Source organism: Geomicrobium sp. JCM 19038 (genome assembly GCF_000698125.1).
Lineage (GTDB): Bacteria > Bacillota > Bacilli > Bacillales > Marinococcaceae > Geomicrobium_A.
This window is the reverse complement of record NZ_BAXA01000002.1, coordinates 171,722-191,984: the sequence shown is the minus strand read 5'-3', so window position 1 is coordinate 191,984 and position 20,263 is coordinate 171,722. Positions and strand designations below refer to the sequence as shown.

Sequence of the window (20,263 nt, the reverse complement as noted above, 5' to 3'; positions counted from 1 at the left end):
CTTATTCTGCTGGATTATCGGCTGTTCCACCGAACCAAATTTGAGTTCTTCCTTCTTCAGTATTAGCTTCACCGAATGTTGGATATGAACGTGTAACAAAATCCTCCGCAGAAGAACCAGTTCTATTAATAAATTGAGGTTGTAGGTCTGTTCCAGTGACTCTATCACTAACGTTATTTTCTGCACCGTCAATCCAAACTAATGGAGTATCAGCATCAACGTTTGTGCCGGCGAAAGTAGTCTCAGTAGCTACAAGTCTAGCAGTTGGATGAACTTCAATACCGCCCCAAGTGTTTCCATTTAAAGTCGTTGTACCAGTAAGTGTAACAGTTGAGTTGTTAAGAACTGTTAAGCCAGCTTGAGTACCATTATTAATTGTAACGTTATTTAATACAACATTAGCGCTGCTTGAAGTCTCAATCAAGTTATCTCTAAAGCTCTCACCTTCACCAGTTGCAGTAGTAGTAACTACAAGGTCATTAACTGTAGCATCACCAGAGATTCCTAGCCCTTGAGAGTTTCCAGAACCTGAATCTGTATTATTAACTGTTAATGTGTTTCCATTACCGTTAATTGTCTCATCTGTAATTCTTACAGGCTGGTCAGTAATAATATCGTCAGCTAAATTAATTGTGGTAAATTGGTCACTTGCAATTGCAGCGAGTAATTCAGCTGCATCGTCAACAGTTGTAACTGTAGGATCAACAACTTCGAAGGTTTCTTCATCAGAAATACCTTCTGCAGAAACTACAACAGTGTAGTCTCCTTCAGCAATATCTTCAGTGAAATTAACGATTACTTCGTAATCCTCAGTTGACGTAGCTACATCAGCAGTAGTTGCTTCAACTTCTTCACCTTCAGAGTCAAAAACTGTCAATGCAACATTAGCAGTTTCTGCAATGTTCGTGAAATCAGCCGTTACTTCAACTGAAGATTGACTTGCTTCATCAACTTCAACTTCAATGTCTTTACTATTTACATCGTTTGTAAATGCAACTAGCTCTCTAACTGTCGCTGGTCGATCTTCAGCATTTAGTTGCTCATAAGCGAATAAATACCCAGCTACTTTACTCTCATCAAATGTTGCTGCAGTTGTAAATTCAAGTGCAAATTCAAATGCTTCTGCAAATCCTTCATCATCAAGGTTATCAAATGCTGCAGCTGCGGCTGCTAATGCTTCATTGCCATTTTCATAAGGGTTTTCTGCAGGCACTTCTGGTTCTTCATCATCAACCTCACCAGCATCATCAATTACGATGTAATCAATGAAACGACTGCTCTCTTCAGCAAGAACTGCGCGAACGCTGTTTCCTTCGCCAAGATTGCTTAACCAGTTAAGGTTTGTCGTGTTAATAGTTAGTGTTTCACCAGTGTTGCTTACAAGATAGCCGTTAGCTTCAATAGTGTAAGAAGTTCCGTTAATTTCAAGCGTACGATTTGTCGTAGAAAGCCCAGATACTGTACCTGATACAACGAAATTGTCGTCAATTACATCAAGCTCTGTGACTACTCCGTCTTCATTAACTCCGATTTCAGCTAAAAGACCACGTACAGTTTCATCGTCTGCATTTTGTAAAGCTACGAGGAAATCGTCATTGCCTTCATTTTCATCGTCTAGATCAACATCAAATGTTTGGCGCTCACCATTTACGATGGCAGTAAGACGAGCTACTTCGTCCCCAGCAGCATTGAGAGTCACTCTGTCAACAACTACGTTGTAATCAGAGATGGCGCTTTCGATGTCCGTGTCGTTAAGGTTAATAACGAGGTAGTCAGCTACACCGTCTGTTTCATATACTTCAATAGCAGAAACGGTATCAAAGTCTTCAATGTCTCCCCAATTTACAACTGCCTCGTAAGAACCATTTGTATGAAGGAATACTGGAGTTCCCGTGAAAGCTCTAACGTTTCTATCACCATCGTTGACACGTAGGAAGTTTTGTCCAACTGTTGCATCTGTAGGGTCACCATCAGAATCAACACCGTTATAACTCAATGCAGTTAGTTCAGTAATTCCTACAATTTCACCTTCCGAATTGTAAACAAAATCTACCACGTCGCCACGATCAAGATTTCCAGTATTTAAGACTGCATCTCCTAACGGTTGGTTTGCGCTATTCACTGCAACGATTTGACCTTCACCGTCTGCACCAGGAGCAGTGAGATATCTAAAGCCATCTACTTCGCCACCAGCACGATCGTCACCTACTTCAACACCATTAACTTCAGTAAAGTCGCTTAGTACTAAATCTTTACTATGACCTTCTCCACTTACGTCACGGAAGTTTAACTCCAATATGCCTCGTGCACCTTGAGCGAAAGCATTCGCATCTGCTGTAAGGTATGCACCATCTTCGCTACGTACAAGGTCACCTAAGTCACCAAGAACGAAGGAGATTTCTCCAGCACGGTTAAGGTATAGTGATACTGGCTCATCGCTGTTTTCGAAATCCTCAAGAACTGTAGCAGTTAATGGTCTTACCTCATCATCTTCATTAATATAATAAGCCGTTTCTGTATCGAAATCATACTCTACACCGTCAACAATCACGCTGTCTTGGAAGATGCGATCGATGTTTCCTACAACTACTTCATTGTAAACTTCCGCATACTCAGCACTGTCATTGAAAAAGAGGTTGTCTCCGCGACTAAGGTAGTCATAGCTGATTGTTTGACCATCTTCTACAATCGTGTAGTCATTTAAATCAAGTTCTTGACCGAAACCAGAAACGATACCATCGTTTACTTCTTCAACAAGAATTGAACGATCCCAATCATACGCATCGTAGAAAGCAACTTCGCCTTGACTATTAAGTACGAACTTCGCATAATCAGCAGTTGGACCACCTTCCGATGCTAATGATGTACCTACTTCACCGTTGTAACGAAGATCGTATCCCTCAGCAAGATCGTACCACTCGCCATTTAGAGCGATTTCTACTGGTCTGCGATCAGAACCAGTTCCAACAAATTCTACATCAGTTACAGCACCGTATAATACATCTTCGTCAGCAACAAAGAATTGTACGACATCGTAGTCGCTGTTGAACGCCACTGTACCGCCTGTACCAAGAACAGCTTCATAATCTGTACCTTCGTAAGCATTAAGTGTTGTTCCATCATTGAATGTAATTGTTTCATTGCTTGCGCTAGAGTCAACTACACGTACATTTTCTAGATAAGCTGGACGCTCATACGTATAAGTCGCAGGAGGGAATCCAGGAATTGTCATTTGGAAGTTATATTTACGAAGTGGCTCTAAGAATGCACCGCCACCTTGGTCAGATGATCCTAAGAACATTACTTGCGCGCTTCTTCCATCATCAGCAAGAACTACTGAAGCAATACCACGACGTTCGTTTGTGATGGCATCACGTACAACGATGTTGCTTGCAGAAAGAGATTCTACAGTTGCATTGAACGTAAGCTCAACTGTTTCACCAATACGGTCAAGTGGTTCTACACCGATGCCAAATTCCATTGTGTAGTTCACACCGTTAACGATCCAAGTACCCGCTTCAGGGAATACTGGTGCCTCAACGAATTCGAAGAGTGCTTCTGTGTCATCTGCCGCAATGTCTTGAGCATATACTTCGTGAGTATAGCCATTTGGATCTGTAACGTTTACTGTTGCGTCAACAAGTTCTTCGCCTGGAGCTTCGAAGTCTACATAAACGCCATAAGGTGTGATCGCTTCTACAGAAGTTACTTCAACTGGAGTTGTTGCTTCAGCAGCAGATCCTTCAAATTTAAGAGAAGTATATTCACCTGCATAAATTAGTTGGTACTCTTCACCTTCAGTTTGCTCTGCAGTTGTAAGGCGAACAACGTTGTTGTCTCCTTCAGGACCAGCAACAACTGTTGCGTCGATTACATCAAGACCTGTGAAATCGAAATCTTCAGCGTCAGCATCTACTTGCGTGTCATCGAAGACAACGTCTACTGTCGTGTTGTTGATTGGTTGAAGTTCTACAAGACCTGAGTCAAGTGTGTGGCGAACCTCGATTGAACGCTCAAGGAATGTAGCGAGTTGGTCACGTTGTACAAATTCCTTCGGACGGAAGTTACCGTCAGGTGTAACAGTAATGCCGTGTTGTGCAAGAACAATGATGTTCTCTGTATGCGATTCATTCGCAGTATCGATGTCATTAGGGATAACATCGCTTCCAGGAATGTTCTCGAGTTCAAACGCACGTACAAGCACTGAAGCCATTTGCTCACGGTTAAGTGACATGTTCGGCTCGAATACTGTACCGTTGTGACGACCATTCATAATTCCAGCGTCACTGATCGCTTGAATGATTCTCGCATGGTAATGAGTAGAAGATACATCGTCGAAGACATCATCCGTAACTGTATCGGGTACTTCGAGATCCATTGCACGAACCATCATTGTTGCAATTTGAGCACGAGTGATATGTTGGAACGGGCGATATGTACCGTCTTCGAAACCAGTTACGATTTCGCGTTCTACAGCACGCTCAATGTTCCAGAAGTGATCAGAGCTAGTTGAAACATCAGGGAAAGTACCTTCTTGAGCGTCAGCCACTTGCTGAGGTGTTGTTACGGCAAATGCTGATGCTGCCATTGCTGCAGTCATAGTACCTGCAATAAACTTGCGATAAGACTTTGGTTGGTAAGCCATTCTTATTACTCCTCCTTTTGTATAGTACAAAGCTGATGGAAGGATATGATAAATAACACAGCTTTGGACTTTATAAACATAAACATTCGGAAATCTATGAGAATTACAATAATGTTACAACGATGACAACATCGTTGTTCACGATCTCATTCTCATCTGATTCTTTCGTCTTGCCAAATTTCAAAATTTCTTAGATTGCAAGACTACCATCACTCATTATATAGAGTGCTTTTTCGGCATGTCAAACAAAAATGGTTATTTTTGCTTAATTTTTTTGAAGAAGCACATCGGCAGTCCTGAACTTTTTGATATTTCGACAAGTTACCCTAATTTTACAGGATAAAGGCAAATATTGCTAGTTCTTTTCATTTTTTCTTAGAAAAAGTGTCTTTTTTAGGTTATATTGTCTCTGTTTTTTTGACAAATCATTAGAATTAGAAAGTTCATCATGGTTAAATATGACTATTTCAAGCATATGAAACTTAAATAATCTGTCAAATGATAGATAGGGAAGAAGTCGCAAAGAAACCCGTTACCTGTTATATAGGAAGGTAACGGGTTTCTTTAGTCCTGAATTGTCTCTTCGTCTTCATCCTCTTCGGATTCTCGTTGTTCTTCAGCGATGATTTCATATACAAATGACTCAAGGTCTTCTCCTACTTCATTCCAATGTTCGAAGATAACGCTTTGTTGGTCATCGATTTGTTGTAAATCTCCTTGTAACTCCACTGTGAAACGATACCGAGTATCAAATTGATATAATTCGTACGTTTCTTTATCAATAAATGCGACCATGTCAATTCGTTCAATTTCGACTACGTCAGAAAGATCCTCATTCAGTTCTTCTTCTATCATTCCCCATTGCTCCATCTTATCAATGACCAATGGAATATGTTGTTCTTGGTCTGTACGAAAGGACACTTCATAGAAATCTTCAATCTCTTTCATTAACATCGATTCTTGGAACGGTTCATAACGATTCATTTCATCAATTGGATTTATCATATCAATAAAACTGCTTTGAATGTCATCCGCGAATTGGCGTGTGCCATCTTCCTCTTCTACGTAAGCTTCCTCGCCATCGATCTGAATTCTAAACTCTAACGGTTCATTGAAGTCGACAAGATCAAGAGTGCTAATCAAGTAAGCCTCAAGTGGTTGAAGGTGAAGTGCTCCTCGAGTATTCGCATTCATACTCTCTCCATTAATATTAAGATTTTGCCATTGTTTAAAGTGAACGCTCTCCGTCGATTCATCAAGAACCGTCTTAGAACGATTGAAAATATCTTCCGGGTTTTCTGTCGTTGTACATCCAGACACAACGACCATCATGAGCATTGTTCCGAGTGCAATCGTTCGTTTTTTCATAAGAACTCCTTTATTGAAGATTAACTAGTACGGTCTTATTTTAGCGGATGGTGGTTTTTTTGTATAGGCTTGTTACAGTTCTGTTACATTCTCGTGATCTTATTCTGGAATGCTTATTATGTGAATCCTTTCATCGAAATACGACAGCTATCGGTCTGTTGTGAATTTAATCTACAGCATGTGCGTAAAGATGCTGTATGATTTGACGTCTTTTTACGAGAAAATGTTTCATTATGTCTCCAACTTGTTACACAACTGTAAAGGCACACATCTAAATGCCTATGATAGACTATGAATTGTTGAAAAGTAACTTACATATCCAACTATCGATGAACTCTATTAGAACTACAACATACAACGTTTTACAACAATCTACTAAAAATTATGAACCGTAGCAGGGGAGCTACAGGGGAAGGGGAATTCCATTGCGCAAGTTTCTAATGACTGCGGCAAGTGCAGTACTTGCACTGTCGGTGTTTTCTGCAGACGTCGAAACAGCAGACGCCCAATCCGCAGCCGACCAAGTAATTACAGAGGGTAAGAAGCATTTAGGCACACCATACCGTTACGGGGGGACAAGCCCGAGCGGATTTGATTGTTCAGGTTATCTTGTCTATATCTTTGACAGAGCGATTGACCAAAGCTTACCGAGGACTGCTGCTGCTCAAGCGAGTGCAGGAGACAGCGTCTCTAAAAGCAACTTAAAACCAGGAGATCTCGTGTTCTTTAATACGTCTGGTCGCGGTGTCTCACACTCAGGAATGTACATCGGTGGCGGTGACATGATTCACTCTGCTTCTTCTAGAGGAGTCTCAATTGCTAGCATTAACGACCCTTACTATTGGGGCAGCCGTTATGTAGGTGCACAGCGTGTCATTACTGAACAAGAAGAGGTAGCTTCTGAGACATCACCGGAACCAGAGCCGGAACCATTAGAGCCTGGATATTACCATGATGTCCGTGAAAGTCATTTTGCTTTCAATGAAATTAGAAACCTCGGACAATCTGATATTATTAATGGTTATCCAGACGGTACTTACCGTCCAAACCAAGAGATTACTCGTGGTCAAGCCGCTGCACTCGTTGCTCGCACACTTGGATTAGAAGGCGATGGGAACCCTTCTTATAAGGATGTATCCTCTAGCCACCATCAAGCAGAAGTAATTTCAGCGGTAGAGGAAGCAGGTTTGTTTGACAACATTGTAACGGACCAACAATTTAGAGCTAGCCAAAGCATTACTCGCGGGGAAATTGCTGCTGTGTTCTATAGCGCATTTAGCTAGAAGGTATGCAAGGCGGCGATGTATTCCATGATATCAATGGACACGAATACTTCGAAGAAATTATGGCCTTTGCAGGAACAGGAATTTCTACAGGAACAGCTGATGGAAATTACCAACCAGAGCGTGCAACAAACCGTGCACACTTCGCAATTTTCTTAGAGCGTGCAATAGACATTCATAATTAATTGTAAACCAAAACCCGCCTCCGCATTTGCGTGAGGCGGGTTTCTTCATATGTAGCCGAGGAAACTGCGACGCTACATCGGTGTAGTCATCTATGTTTCATCGGGGATCATTCGCTCAGGGGGTTGCGAACGATCATCTATTATACTAAGGGGGTATGGGGTTAGTTATTGTATTCACGTTTTGAACGGTTTCTAAACCTTTTTCTTTAAATTTTTTTTGATAAAATGTTTTTCCTCTTCTTTCTTCAACAAACCTTTCCAAATTTGTATGAGAATCGTTCTTTTCTCAGCGAAAAGTGGCGAGGAATTTCCCTTGCTTATCGAAAGCAATTCTCTTACGATTAGATTATTCTATTTTCATAGATTACTTTTTGAGAGGGGTTCGTCCATGTCGAAGAAATCATTGTTGTTATCATTCGTACCAATCTTCCTTTTATTTCTATTCTTCCCCATCTCAGTACATGCCTATCAAACAGGCTATGTCGATACAAACGGCTCATTGCTCGTACGTGATAGTGCAAACACTGAGTCACCGGTCGTCGGTTCGTTAGTGGATCGTCAGACGATTGAATACTTAGATATAGGTAATGGTTGGGGTCAAATTACGTATCATGGCCGTACGGGTTACGTAAGCCTCGACTACATCACAGAAACGGGTGTTGATGCATCTGAAGAAGCAGATGCCCAAGACACAGTCGTACAAGATGAAGCAGAGACGGTTCCGTTAAACGGCGCTCCACTCGGTTCCATTCAACGGATTGTCCTTGACCCGGGTCACGGTGGACAAGACCCCGGAGCAGTTGTACACAATTTCTATGAAAAAGAAATCACACTAGACATTGCCAATCGTGCAGCAGCTTACCTAACGGACGCCGGGTACAATGTCAGCCTTACCCGATCAAATGATTCATTTGTAGCCTTGGACGATCGCGCGGAATATGCGAATGGGACAAGCGCGGATATCTTTATTAGCATTCACGCTAATGCTTCCTTTGATTTAGACGCAAATGGCATTGAAACTTACTATGCTCCTGGTAGCGCGGCTGGCCAGACGCTCGCTAATGCTTTGCAATCTGAAGCTGTTCGTGAGATCGACATGCGTGATCGCGGTGTGTTGCCAAGCAATTACGTTGTCCTAAGGAAAACTGCGATGCCTGCAGCTCTTATTGAATTTGGTTTTATGACAAATGGGTACGACCGAAGCTTGCAACAGACCGACCTCATGCGCGATCAAAGCGCCCGTGCCATTCTACGTGCGGTTCAGTCATTATAATTGTACACAATCAAAAAAAGCTACCGAGTTCAACTCGGTAGCTTTATCCATGTGATTCACTTTCTCTCATTCGGCTCTGAATTCGTCGTTCGAATTTACGAATAAGATGGTTGTTAATCACAAACACGACCGCGCCGATGGAGATGCTAATCATCGTGCCGACAGGTACGCCGTGTTCGTCTGGGTTCACCACTGCCAATATACTTAACGGAATGACAATGATGGTCATGAGGACTAAAAACGCAATGAGAAAATTCCTTAACATCTGCAGTGCATCCACCAGAACCCTGCTCCCCTTTTCCCTCAATTTGTTTCCTGGTGAGTCAACGCGTTACTACGATTGTTTCTCTTCCACGTACACTTGCTTTGGCACTGGAATGTGAATGTCCGCTTCTTCTAGCGCTTCTTTACACACTTGGCGAAGCTTACGTTCAACAGCCCACTGATTCATGTTCGTTGTGTACGTTAGGATGCGAATTTTCATGTCGTATTCATCGAAGCTAGACACCCCAAGAACATAAGGTTCTTCGACGATATTCTCGTCTTGTTCATACAACTCTTTCGTTGCTTTTTGAAGCACTGAAATGGCTTCATTGATATTTTCGTTGAAAGAGATTCCGATGTCAATAAATGCTTCCATATTTCCTCTGGAATGATTACTTACACTCGTAATGTCACGGTTCGGAATGAAATGAAGGGTACCGTCAAAACCGCGAATTCGCGTCGTACGAAGACCGACTTCTTCCACAATCCCGTCTAGCCCTGCTACCGTTACATAATCTTCTGCATCAATTTGTTTCTCTATTAATAAGAAGAAACCCGTCACAATATCGCTCACAAGCCTTGTGCACCGAACGCAACAGCTAGTCCGACAACACCGGCACCAGCTAAGATTGGCATAATCTCAACGCCAAAGGCACCTAAGAAGACGAGCACGAATACAAATAATAATACGTACGTAAAAATGCTATGAACCAAGTTCTTTAGCGTCTTAATTCGTCCTGGATGAATGTTACGCTTCTCTGATACCGTCTTAAAGATCCGTGTAATCACCGACGCGCCGACTGCACGAACAATCAAATACCCGACGACAATGAGTACAACTTCAATTAGCACTGGAATTGCAGCGCTCATAATCGCTTGGAAATCAAAATCAAACATTGCTTGCACTCCCTACATTTTATGTTTGTCTCCTCGAGCCATATTACCCTTAAGTAATATTAAATAAACTAGATATCAATGAACAGAACCCTGGAAACAAAAAGAGCCCGTCATCTGGACTCTTAACAGCTTTGCTTATCAAATTGATGATCCATACACCAGTTTTCTTCTTGAAAAAACACCTCTGGTCTATACTCATAGATAAATAGACAACATAAACAACAAGGTTCTTATGAATGTCTATCTCTCACGACTCCAAATTTTCAAAACGCAAAGTCGCAATGCTGTCTTTGTACTAAGACAGCATTGCGACTTTAATTATTCAGTCTGGACTCAATTTCTTGAATTTCGGATAGATAATCCTCTACGATCTCTTCTCCAATCATATCACTGTATTTTTCTATAACTGGGTTCACCGCTTCTTGAAAGCGTATATATTCTTCATCACTAATCCGGTTAAAGTTCATCGATTCTTCTAAAGTAAGTAAACTTTCCTCTGCAGTCTCTCTGTTAATGTCGCGGTTGTATTTACCCGCTTCAACGGCAGCTGTTTGAATAATTTCCTGTTGTTCACATTCATCTTATCCCAAACTGCTTTATCCATTAAGAAGATGAAAGGGGTGTACGTGTGCAACGTTTCCGTCAAATACCCCTGCACTTCTGAAAAATTCTCCATATGAATCGTCGGATATGGATTCTCTTGACCATCAACTGTTCCTTGCTGCAATGCACTGAATACTTCCGACATGCTCATCGGCGTAGGATTAGCGCCTAGAGCTTGCCACGTATCTAAGTGGATATCACTTTCCATCGTCCGCACCTTCAACCCTCGTAAATCATCAATTGATTCAATCGGCCGTTCATCATTTGTAAGATTTCTAAATCCGTTCTCCCACCAAGCTAGACCGACCATTCCTTGTGTTTCAGCCAAATCCAACATCCGGTCTCCAAACTCTCCATCTAGCAACTCATCAGCCACCTCAGAATTGGGTATCGTAAAAGGAAGATCAAACACTCCATATTCAGGTGTGAAATTGATCAATGGTGATGTCGATGGAATCGTAATATCTAGTGATCCAAGTTGCAACATTTCAACAGCTACTCGGTCACCAGCTATTTGACCTGAGTGGTACAATTCTATTTCAAAATCGTCTGTTTGCTCTTCTACCAGCTCTTTAAATCTGACAATTCCATTATATTGAGGGTGACGATCATTAAGTCCAATGCTAACCCTTAGTGTCTGTTGATCTACGGCAGCTTCAGTTTCTGTCGAAACTTCTTCTGCAGGATTACAACCGTAAAGAAATAACAACGAAACTATCGTAATACTTAGAAGTGCTTTCATTCTTTACACCTCCTCACCTGTATGTTGATTAACCTTTAACAAACACCGTTTTAATTGATGTAAAAAATTCAATTGCTGCCTCACCTTGTTCCCTAGAATGAGAACTCGAGTTTTTCATGCCTCCAAAAGGCGCTTGCAATTCAACACCTGCACTTTCAGCATTTACTCGTACAAGCCCGGCTTCCATATCGTCAATGAATGTAAGCATATTTTGAATATTCGAAGTGAAAATAGAAGCACTCAATCCAAATTCACTATCATTGGCAATTTGAATGCCTTCTTCTAGATTAGCAACCTTAATCAATGCCAATACTGGCCCAAAGATCTCTTCTTGAGCAATTACCATATCATTTTCCACATGATCAAAGATGGTAGGCTCCACGAAATAACCGTTCTTTAGTCCTTCATCTTCTAACCGATTACCCCCATATATCAGGTCCGCGCCTTCTTGTTTCCCTTTCTCAATATAAGACATGACCGTATCTAATTGATGTTCATTTACTGATGGTCCCATCCATACGTCTTCCATCAGTCCATTCCCTACTTTAATTTCCTTTACTTTTGCTATTAGTTTCTTTTTAAACACTTCATAAACAGTTTCATCGACTATCACTCTGCTAGTTGCAGTACACTTTTGACCAGTTGATTTTAGTCCACCACTTACAGTAGCTTCCACCGCCAAATCAAGATTTGCATCCCGAGCAACGATTACTGGGTTTTTACCACCCATCTCAAGTTGATACTTTGCACCACGAGCAAGTGCAGCTTGACCGACTTTCCTTCCAACTTGATCCGACCCTGTAAAAGTAATGCCGTTCACCTCATTATGATCTGCAATTCCTTGGCCAATGATTGAACCTTTGCCTGTAACTAGATTCAAAACACCGTTTGGAATCCCCGCCTCATGTAGGCATTCAACCACCTTGGTTGCTGTGACCGAGGCATCTTGAGCAGGCTTCAAAACAACTGTATTTCCATAAGCTAATGCCGGTACCATCTTCCAAATCGGAATAGCTACCGGGAAATTCCATGGGGTGATCACACCAACAACACCTAAAGGTGCTCTAGTCGTAAACATCAGTGCTTGATCATCTGTCGATGGGATTACGTCCCCAACTTTCCTCATACCCTCTCCTGCATAATAGCGTAAAATTGCTACTCCCCTAGCAGTTTCACCTTTCGCCTCTGGTAATGTTTTACCCATTTCTTTCGTCATTGTCTCTGCAATTTCATCGATTTTCGTTTCTAATATGTCTGCTGCCTTTTGTAAAAATACTCCTCTTTCAGGTGCGGCTAACTTCCGCCAATCTTCTTTCGCACTATTGGCAGCTTGTATGGCTTTATCTAAGTCTTCAAGGTTTGAGTCTTGAACCATACCAACGACCTCATGGTAGTTTGCAGGATTTCTACTCTCTTCTATATTGCCAGTTAACGACTTTGTCCACTCACCGTTAACGAGATTTAAATAGATTTGTGACATACTATCATCCTTCCGTTTATATAATTTGACTATTCCTATAATAAAGTAAATTCTTACGTACACATCTCATAAAGAGCCTTTTCACCGGTTTCATCCTAGTGTCACTGTTTTCACTTGAATCTTCTGAACGGTATTGCAAAGTATACCAATATCGGTAATTTCTATTTCAATACGATCCCCTTCTTGAAGTGAGAAATCATTTGGTGGAACAATATTCGTCCCTGTAAGCAATATCGTTCCTTCAAATAGATCGTTGTCCCTTACAAGAAAAGTAATCAGTTCCTCCAGTTTTCTTTTTAATTGACTAATCATGCCACTGCCTGAAAAAACTTGTTGTTCATCACGGTAAATCTTACAGTTGATCTCCATATCATAAGGATTTTTAACAGTTTCCACGAGACGAATGCTCGGACCAATTGAACAAGAACGATGCCAGACCTTTGCTTGAGGGAGGTACAACGGATTTTCACCTTCAATGTCTCGGCAGCTCATATCATTACCAATAGTGAACCCTGTGATCTCCCCAGAACTAGATAAAACTAACCCAAGCTCTGGTTCAGGTATCTGCCATTGGGAATCTGAGCGTATACAAACCTCCTCGTTAGGTCCCACCGTTCTGGCAGCCGTTGATTTCATAAACAATTCTGGTCTTACTGCATCATAAACCTTATCGTAAAACGTACTTGCATCTAACTTACCTTCAGTAGCTTCATAGTTGCGGGCTTCCCGGCTCTTTTGGTACGTGACGCCTGCCGCCCATACTTCTGGAGCTTCAATGGGTACTCTTAACTTCAATGAACTAAATGGAATAGAAAGTGGTTTATTCAACTTAATTTCTTCTTGAACGATGCTTAAAGGAGTTTTGTCTAATTCTCTCGAAACCTCAATTAAACGATGATAATTTTCATAGGGTAAAGAATATAATAACCCCTCATCTGTTCGGGCTCCCAACTGAACATTCTGTTCACTATCTTCATAGACAAATATATTCATTTTCCTCACCATTTCCCTTCAATAATCGTCCAAGAATATGACGGCTTCATTTTAGTATTCGTAACCGAGTTCTGCAGACAATTTATTGCTCGTGTTTGTCAATAATTGAACGAACTGGGCAATGATGTCTTCTGTTATTTTCATTGCCGACATGGAAATACTAATTGCAGCAATAACGTGACCGTTATGGTTACGAATCGGTATTGCGACACAATGAATGCCTGGTTCATTTTCTTGAACGTCTTCTGCGTATCCTTTTTGCCTAATTCTTTCAATTTCATTCATAAAAGAGTTTTGCTCAGTAATTGTGTTTTCTGTGCGTTTTATATATGAATATCCTTCCAATGTCTTAGCAATCTCATCGTCGGCTTGAAACGCAATGAGCGCTTTACCGACACCGCTACAATGCAAAGGTATTCTTCTGCCAATTCTTGAATAAAACACCGTGGCTCCTGCTCCCTCAACCTTATCGATGTAAACACCTTCTTGCCCATCTTGAATAACCAGATGCACGGTTTGGCCTGTTTCTTTAGATAATTCATATAAGTGATCTTTAGCCATTGTTCTTATATCACGACTTGCTATGACATAATTCCCTCTCTCAAAAAGCTTAAGTCCGAGCCTGTATTTCCCATTTTCTACGTTCTGTTCAATATAATCATGCTTCTCTAGAGTTTTTAGTAGTGAATGCACCGTGCTTTTATGGAGATTTAATCGCTTGCTTATTTCTGTAATTTTCAATTCTGAATCGAACTCATTGAATAGATCTAAAATTCCTAAAGCACGGTCAACCGACTGAATAATTGGCATGGTGATCCTCCTCGTCCTTACAACAAATGTACCGTCATTTTATCACATACATTAATGTAAGAACTGTAACCCTAATCCGTCATACTTTTACATTGGTAAGCCCAAGGTCTATACTTCCTGCAGGTGACATGTTTAATTCCGGTGCATATCGCTGAATAATATCCAGACCTAATTTCGCCCTTCTTACTCGCTCTTTCGTCAATCGCACAACAGTATCCTCAAGATGAGTCCCTGAAGGGTAAATATTCGGGGCATTTCTCAAGCCAAACTTAATGTACACCGGAGCCGCTATTCGAATAATTTCTGGGATATCGTAGTATCGAATAAATCCACCTACATCATCTGGTGCTTCGACATACATATCTATCGGAATATCAACTGCCTCACGAATCGCCGCAAGTTTATCTAAAGTTAAATCTGTCGGTACATTGTAGGTATTGGCACCAATCGTCTCCATTATACGAATTGAAACAGGGTTCGCATGTGCCACTTGAACAGATACTTTCACAACTAGATCTGAAGGCAACTGACCGCCTTTCTTTGCCTCATTTACTAAGCTTAAAAGGCCTTCATCAGCAACAAGTATGCTTCGAATACCTAATTTACAAGCACGTTTAATATCTTCTATCGCATACACAAGCTGGTTCATGCCTTGAGAACGAAGCCCTGCGATTTGACCTGCACTTGCACGCTGCATCGCTGTAACATCAAACGTTCCTCTCGGTCCAACGAATAAACTTAGCTCAATTTTTTGTTCATTACATAAATCTCTCATCTCTATTATTTCGTCGTCAGTTAACAGCATAATACCACTGCCTTGTGAAATACGATGGATGTCAACTTGATGGACTTCTTTTGCCGATAGAACTGCTTTGACAGCTTCTGGTCCTTCAACACTAGGGATCTCAATTCGATATTGAGCTCCATCTGGAAAACGCTTTTTAGAAGTCGGTAAATCGTTCAAATCAGAATCTGGGAAACCTAACGATTGTATAAACTGTCTCGTTTCTTTCATTTATATCCTCTCTTTCTCTACATTAGCAATAGATACAGACTTCAATATTGGAACATAGTCTTTATCCGCCTCGTCTTTGATTAAGTGTGGCACAACACCTTCAGAAGCATCAGTATGGTATGGCATCCTATTTGATGCAGCTACCCGTTTCATCCGCCTGTTCATCCGTTCCTTGCGAAGATTGGCAACTTCATTACGTTGATTCGTAATCTGATTGAAACGATTGCTAACTTCTACCTCATGGTCCTCTCTAACCTCCAGAAAATCTATTTTTTTATTTCTTAATCCAATGTGAAGGAGATCGCCACTTTGCAAATACAAAATTCCGCCATTGTTCTTGGCTTCTGGAGTCATATGGCCAATGGCTGCACCAAAAGTCACTCCAGAATATCTGCCATCACTGATTACTGTAGCTAGTTTTTTCATTTTCCTGTTGGTGTTTATATGTTGCATGGGTGTGAACATCTCTGGCATCCCATAAGCCTCAGGCCCCTGACCAGCAATAATAATAGCAATTTTCAGTGATTCATTCTCAATCATGTAATCAAAAAGCTGCTCCGTATTCATCTCGAGGCATTCTTGATAAGAAGCTGAGTCGTTCTTTTTAAGTTGCGCAAGTAGATGAGACTTCTGAAATACTTCCCGTTGCTTCAAATTCTCTAATAAGCGATCGTCCAACAGTTCTTTATTCGCATCCTCCTCATTTTCAAAATAAAGAACTTGAGCCACTTTGTTATCAAACATATCAAGCTGAGGGTCGGCATACCACTGATTTTCACAACAGCGGAATCAAAGAAGTTACCTTTAATACATCCACACCACTGAATGCACGACGGGGTTTCGATAGAATAATGCGATTCTTTTTTACATTCTCTGCTGAAAGACCTTGTTTCTTCTCAAGACGCTCCATCCAAGTACGCCCTTCAACCGTTAATGCATGCACATCCATCGGCACATCATTCTGAAGAAGTTCATAGAATAATGATTCCATACCTCTACTTGAACTATCACAACATTGCATTGCAAGCTGATAAATATCACGATCTTCTGTAAGGCTGTAATTAAAAAGGTCCGGTATCTTGCATTCGTTGTGAAGTTTATTTAAGTCCTGTAGAGAAAATTGATACCCGCCGTACAACATGGCTGCCACAATATGCATCATGAGATTTGTTGAGCCACCAGAGGAACTATGAATTCGAATGCCATTTCTTATGTTAGCAGCCACAAGGTTCGAAACGCCGAATTCCTTTTTATTTAACATCACTTCAAATGAATCAAGTGCTGCATTTATTACATCTTGTGACGGTGCTTCTGTTAATAGTTCCAATTCGGGATGCACAAGACCAAATCCCGCAACAATATGACGGGAGCTATTTCCCGTACCATTAAATGCACAAACACCACCTGCGCCATCACAAGTATTTACAGCTAATCTCTTTTCAAAATATTTATGTTCTTCAAAGCTCATGACTTCATGAGCTACCGCACGTTCAAAGACGCCTTGAAATGAAGTATTAGATGAACATTGTAAGATATAAGCCATCGCATCATTCAAATCATCTGCAATATCTGAGTAGCCTTGTGCAACAGCTCTCTCAGCAACTTCTTCCAATTCACCCCATAAATCATCTGGAATTGTGCCACCTTGTAGTACATGCGCAGGAGCAAAAGTAGCTATAAACGGTGTCTCCCCACGTTCTTGTCTTAAACGGTCCAAATGTGCAAGTCCGCTTACCACCCCTAGTGGCTGTTTATCACAACCTTGAATAACAAAAGCACCGTGATAATTATGAGACTCTAGCTGATTGACAATCATTTGCGCAACAGCATTTCTGCTCTGAAGAGAGTAACTCATCCCTTGATTACTCTGCGCTGTGCCATCACACATGACGGGCGTTGAGAAGTAAAAAGGAACTCCACCATTTTCCCAAATACGAATTGCTGCACGGGATGAGGTTTGAAAATCCATAATGTGAGCAGGGTGATCAGAAGAACCCCCGATAATGGCAATACGCGGAGCATTATTCTCAAGCCGATCATAGATCTCATCTAGTGTCCAATCAGGAACACTACCTTCATAAGATTTCCCCAAAACTTGCTTGGAACGATCCAATAAACCAGCAACTGTAATTGGCTCATTAGCTTTCCCTTGTACATTGTCACGATATGGATTATATGAATCTGTAATGAGAGGATACTTTACCATCACAACCACGTCCTTATAATGTTTATTGAAAATTCATCTTCTTCGGTTTGGATAAAGCAGTCAGGCTTGCATGACAGTGAATAACGTCCAATAAAGACGTAGAAACTTGTATTCGTTCCAACTCTAGGGTATTTTTAATACGCACAATCTTTGCTTCGTTTAAGTTTTTAACTTGTGACGTTTTAATTGCCGCTTTTACTGCCAGCTCCTTAGATTCTAAAAACATCGGTAGTTTCACAACTTCTAAAACGGTGCTTGTCAGGGCATTTACGTATCCTTTTTCGAATTGTATTTTTTCAAATGCTTGTCGAGTCGTTAAATCTGCAAGACCAATTCCATTGGCATTTCCTGTGGTCTTGGATGTAAGGTCCAATACAACTACCCTCGTAGCATTTACTCCCCCATCAGCGTAGGGAGTTGCAAATCGCCCACTGATATTAGGGTCCATTCCATCTCCTGAAATATCCTTGCCTATCTCGTCAATAATAAGGACATCAATTGGATTTATTAGTATTTTTGGCATCAGTTGCTTTGCCTCTTTTAAAAGTACCGGTTCTTCTGCTTCCAGACATTCCGCAGGAATTGCTACAACTTTTGCTATTTGGTCATAAGCATTCTCAATTGTACCTAACCCAAATAATATTGGACTTTTCTCACGTACGATGTGTGCCATTTCAGGAACATGATCTGCCATATAACCAAAGCCTAGCTTATGAGCTTCTTCTGCACCCTTCTGCTTCCCTAATCCAATTGTTATCATTTTTGTCAGTCCACTTTCCACTTCGCCTCGAAACGCTGTATGTGGCTTGATGCGGTTGATAACAATAATATGATCTGCTTCGTAAGCGTATTGATCGGTATAGATGGGAATACCAGAATTCGTACTTCCAACCTTCACAACTTTCATGCTGGATATGATTGGCGCTCCCACACGATCTTCGGTAACACCAAGTGCTTTCAAAACATCTGCCTGCCCTTGACTACTAGCGCCACCATGACTGCCCATTGCAGGTATGATGAAAGGAATCGCTTCAATCTCCTGTACAGACCGCACTGTTTCTTCTACAAGGATAGGCAAATCAGTAAGCCCTCGGCTGCCTACGGCAATAGCAACACGATCTCCACGCTTGACTTTCTTTAGTACACCTCGACTCGAAATGGCTATTCTCACTGCTGCTCGGACATCTTCAACAACTGGAGCAGAAAATGTTTGTTGAACATCCACAACTTCAGGAACTGAAATATCTTTTAATATCTCTTGAATAGCTCCCAAAAATGAATCACCACCTAACATAAAACTTACTTTATATGTTCTAAGACTTTTTGAACTCAGGATCATCTTGCGTTTGTGCCCAGTTTCATCTACCGTTTCCTTAATACCTAAACACTCCCAAAAAATGAGGGTGTCGCGACTGAACCACCTACACCGTGTTCTGATAATGGCGAAACAGAGGCAACATTACTACTTGACACTCACGATTCATCACTTACTGCTTCCTTTATCATCCTTTCATTAACGAAGTACTTCGGCTTATTACCTAAAAGAACATCAAGAACATTTTGGGCAGTCTTTTGCTTTAACTCGGCTTGTGATTCCTCGGAATACCATGCGACATGGGGGGTAAGAATGACATTAGAATACCCTGTTAACGGGTTATTCACCTCAAGAGGCTCTTTCTCTATTACATCGAGTGCTGCACCATGTATCCTATTATTATCCAAAGCTTCAATTAGAGCTTCTTCATCAATAATTGATCCTCTTGCTGTATTGATTACGAATGCATCCTTCTTCATTTGCTTAAATTGTTCAGTACTAATCATTCCTTCTGTCTCGTTCGTTAAAGGTGCATGAATCGATATAAAATCAGATATTCCACATAACGTATCTAAATCCACTAGTTTTACATCATGATGATCTGCAAGTTCTTTCGAAGCATAAGGGTCATATGCGTATACAGCTAGACCAAGAGTGGCTGCCTTTATCGCAAGCATTTGGGGAATATTCCCAAACCCGACGAGCCCTAGTTTTCTTCCTCTAATTCGATAAATCGGTATGCTTTGCTTATAATCCCAGTTAAGATTCTTTACAGAGTGATTAAGTAAAGAGATTTTTCTAGCAGCAGCCAACATTAAGGACAGTGCATGATCAGATACTTCATCCTTACAATAGTCCGTCACATTGCAAACATGGATTCCTTTAGAGGAAGCCGCTTTCAAATCAATCGTATTTACACCAACACCATATCTGGCTATGACCCGACACTTTCCTAAAGAAGCAATTACATTCGATGTAATCGGTGCATATTGATTAAGAATTGCATCTGCATCTTTACAGGCTTCGATTACTTCATCTTCTGTTTTACATTGCGCCTTAATAAATTCTATATTATGTCCATCAAATACATCTTCTTCAATTTCTAACGAAGAGAATTCATAATCTGTTATGACAACTTTCCATGAATTCATGCGTATCCCTCCGAATACATTTGTTTTATAATA

The 20,263-nt window shown here is 41.0% G+C and carries 18 protein-coding genes; 3 read left to right on the top strand and 15 right to left on the bottom strand.

Going from position 1 to position 20,263, the window contains the following annotated elements; genetic code table 11:
* Position 1: 1 nt before the first annotated feature.
* A complete protein-coding gene (locus tag JCM19038_RS03775; RefSeq protein WP_042414699.1) occupies positions 2-4,645 on the bottom strand; it encodes an S-layer homology domain-containing protein in 4,644 nt (1,547 codons plus the stop codon).
* Between the two features lie 564 nt (positions 4,646-5,209).
* A complete protein-coding gene (locus JCM19038_RS03770) occupies positions 5,210-6,013 on the bottom strand; it encodes a DUF6612 family protein (protein ID WP_042414696.1) in 804 nt (267 codons plus the stop codon).
* A gap of 425 nt (positions 6,014-6,438) precedes the next feature.
* On the opposite strand from JCM19038_RS03770, the gene JCM19038_RS03765 reads away from it, so the two are divergent.
* The 3 genes from JCM19038_RS03765 to JCM19038_RS20360 all read left to right on the top strand — a co-directional run bounded on the left by JCM19038_RS03765 (position 6,439) and on the right by JCM19038_RS20360 (position 8,754).
* Complete coding sequence (locus JCM19038_RS03765) at positions 6,439-7,296, top strand: C40 family peptidase (RefSeq protein WP_052361038.1); 858 nt, start codon at positions 6,439-6,441, stop codon at positions 7,294-7,296.
* A 5-nt stretch (positions 7,297-7,301) separates the two neighbouring features.
* Positions 7,302-7,481 (top strand): S-layer homology domain-containing protein, encoded by a 180-nt coding sequence (locus tag JCM19038_RS03760; RefSeq protein WP_042414693.1) that lies wholly within the window; start codon positions 7,302-7,304, stop codon positions 7,479-7,481.
* 388 nt (positions 7,482-7,869) lie between these two features.
* Positions 7,870-8,754, top strand: a complete 885-nt coding sequence (locus JCM19038_RS20360; protein ID WP_052361032.1) for an N-acetylmuramoyl-L-alanine amidase — start codon at positions 7,870-7,872, stop codon at positions 8,752-8,754.
* A 43-nt stretch (positions 8,755-8,797) separates the two neighbouring features.
* Here the strand turns inward: JCM19038_RS20360 and JCM19038_RS03750 are convergent, their stop codons facing one another.
* The 13 genes from JCM19038_RS03750 to JCM19038_RS03705 form a co-directional block, all read right to left on the bottom strand.
* Positions 8,798-9,034 carry a hypothetical protein gene (locus JCM19038_RS03750; protein ID WP_042358146.1) on the bottom strand — a complete coding sequence of 79 codons (237 nt, stop codon included), beginning with the start codon at positions 9,032-9,034 and terminating at the stop codon, positions 8,798-8,800.
* Positions 9,035-9,088: 54 nt separating this feature from the next.
* Positions 9,089-9,592, bottom strand: coding sequence for a mechanosensitive ion channel family protein (locus JCM19038_RS24850; RefSeq protein WP_307189945.1), 504 nt, complete (start codon positions 9,590-9,592; stop codon positions 9,089-9,091).
* Positions 9,589-9,915: a hypothetical protein gene (locus JCM19038_RS24845; RefSeq protein WP_307189944.1), complete on the bottom strand. Its 327-nt coding sequence runs from the start codon at positions 9,913-9,915 to the stop codon at positions 9,589-9,591. Before JCM19038_RS24845 ends, JCM19038_RS24850 begins: the two co-directional genes overlap by 4 nt.
* 314 nt (positions 9,916-10,229) lie before the next feature.
* Positions 10,230-10,382, bottom strand: coding sequence for a hypothetical protein (locus JCM19038_RS23300; RefSeq protein ID WP_238554270.1), 153 nt, complete (start codon positions 10,380-10,382; stop codon positions 10,230-10,232).
* Between the two features lie 8 nt (positions 10,383-10,390).
* Positions 10,391-11,260: a DctP family TRAP transporter solute-binding subunit gene (locus JCM19038_RS03740; RefSeq protein WP_238554269.1), complete on the bottom strand. Its 870-nt coding sequence runs from the start codon at positions 11,258-11,260 to the stop codon at positions 10,391-10,393.
* A 28-nt stretch (positions 11,261-11,288) separates the two neighbouring features.
* Positions 11,289-12,740, bottom strand: coding sequence for an alpha-ketoglutaric semialdehyde dehydrogenase GucD (gene gucD / locus JCM19038_RS03735; RefSeq protein ID WP_042414690.1), 1,452 nt, complete (start codon positions 12,738-12,740; stop codon positions 11,289-11,291).
* Between the two features lie 90 nt (positions 12,741-12,830).
* The gene (locus JCM19038_RS03730; RefSeq protein ID WP_042414688.1) at positions 12,831-13,733 is read right to left on the bottom strand and encodes a fumarylacetoacetate hydrolase family protein; all 903 of its coding nucleotides are present in this window, start codon (positions 13,731-13,733) and stop codon (positions 12,831-12,833) included.
* Positions 13,734-13,784: 51 nt separating this feature from the next.
* The gene (locus JCM19038_RS03725) at positions 13,785-14,543 is read right to left on the bottom strand and encodes an IclR family transcriptional regulator (RefSeq protein ID WP_042414686.1); all 759 of its coding nucleotides are present in this window, start codon (positions 14,541-14,543) and stop codon (positions 13,785-13,787) included.
* A 79-nt stretch (positions 14,544-14,622) separates the two neighbouring features.
* Entirely contained in the window at positions 14,623-15,558 is a 936-nt protein-coding gene (locus tag JCM19038_RS03720; RefSeq protein WP_042414677.1) for a U32 family peptidase, read from the bottom strand.
* Complete coding sequence (locus tag JCM19038_RS24840) at positions 15,559-16,302, bottom strand: dihydroxy-acid dehydratase (protein WP_307189943.1); 744 nt, start codon at positions 16,300-16,302, stop codon at positions 15,559-15,561.
* 31 nt (positions 16,303-16,333) lie between these two features.
* Complete coding sequence (locus JCM19038_RS24835; protein WP_307189942.1) at positions 16,334-17,764, bottom strand: dihydroxy-acid dehydratase; 1,431 nt, start codon at positions 17,762-17,764, stop codon at positions 16,334-16,336.
* Positions 17,765-17,786: 22 nt separating this feature from the next.
* A complete protein-coding gene (locus tag JCM19038_RS03710; RefSeq protein ID WP_152549327.1) occupies positions 17,787-19,037 on the bottom strand; it encodes a lactate racemase domain-containing protein in 1,251 nt (416 codons plus the stop codon).
* A gap of 200 nt (positions 19,038-19,237) precedes the next feature.
* Positions 19,238-20,230 carry a C-terminal binding protein gene (locus JCM19038_RS03705; RefSeq protein ID WP_042414674.1) on the bottom strand — a complete coding sequence of 331 codons (993 nt, stop codon included), beginning with the start codon at positions 20,228-20,230 and terminating at the stop codon, positions 19,238-19,240.
* Between the last annotated feature and the right edge of the window lie 33 nt (positions 20,231-20,263).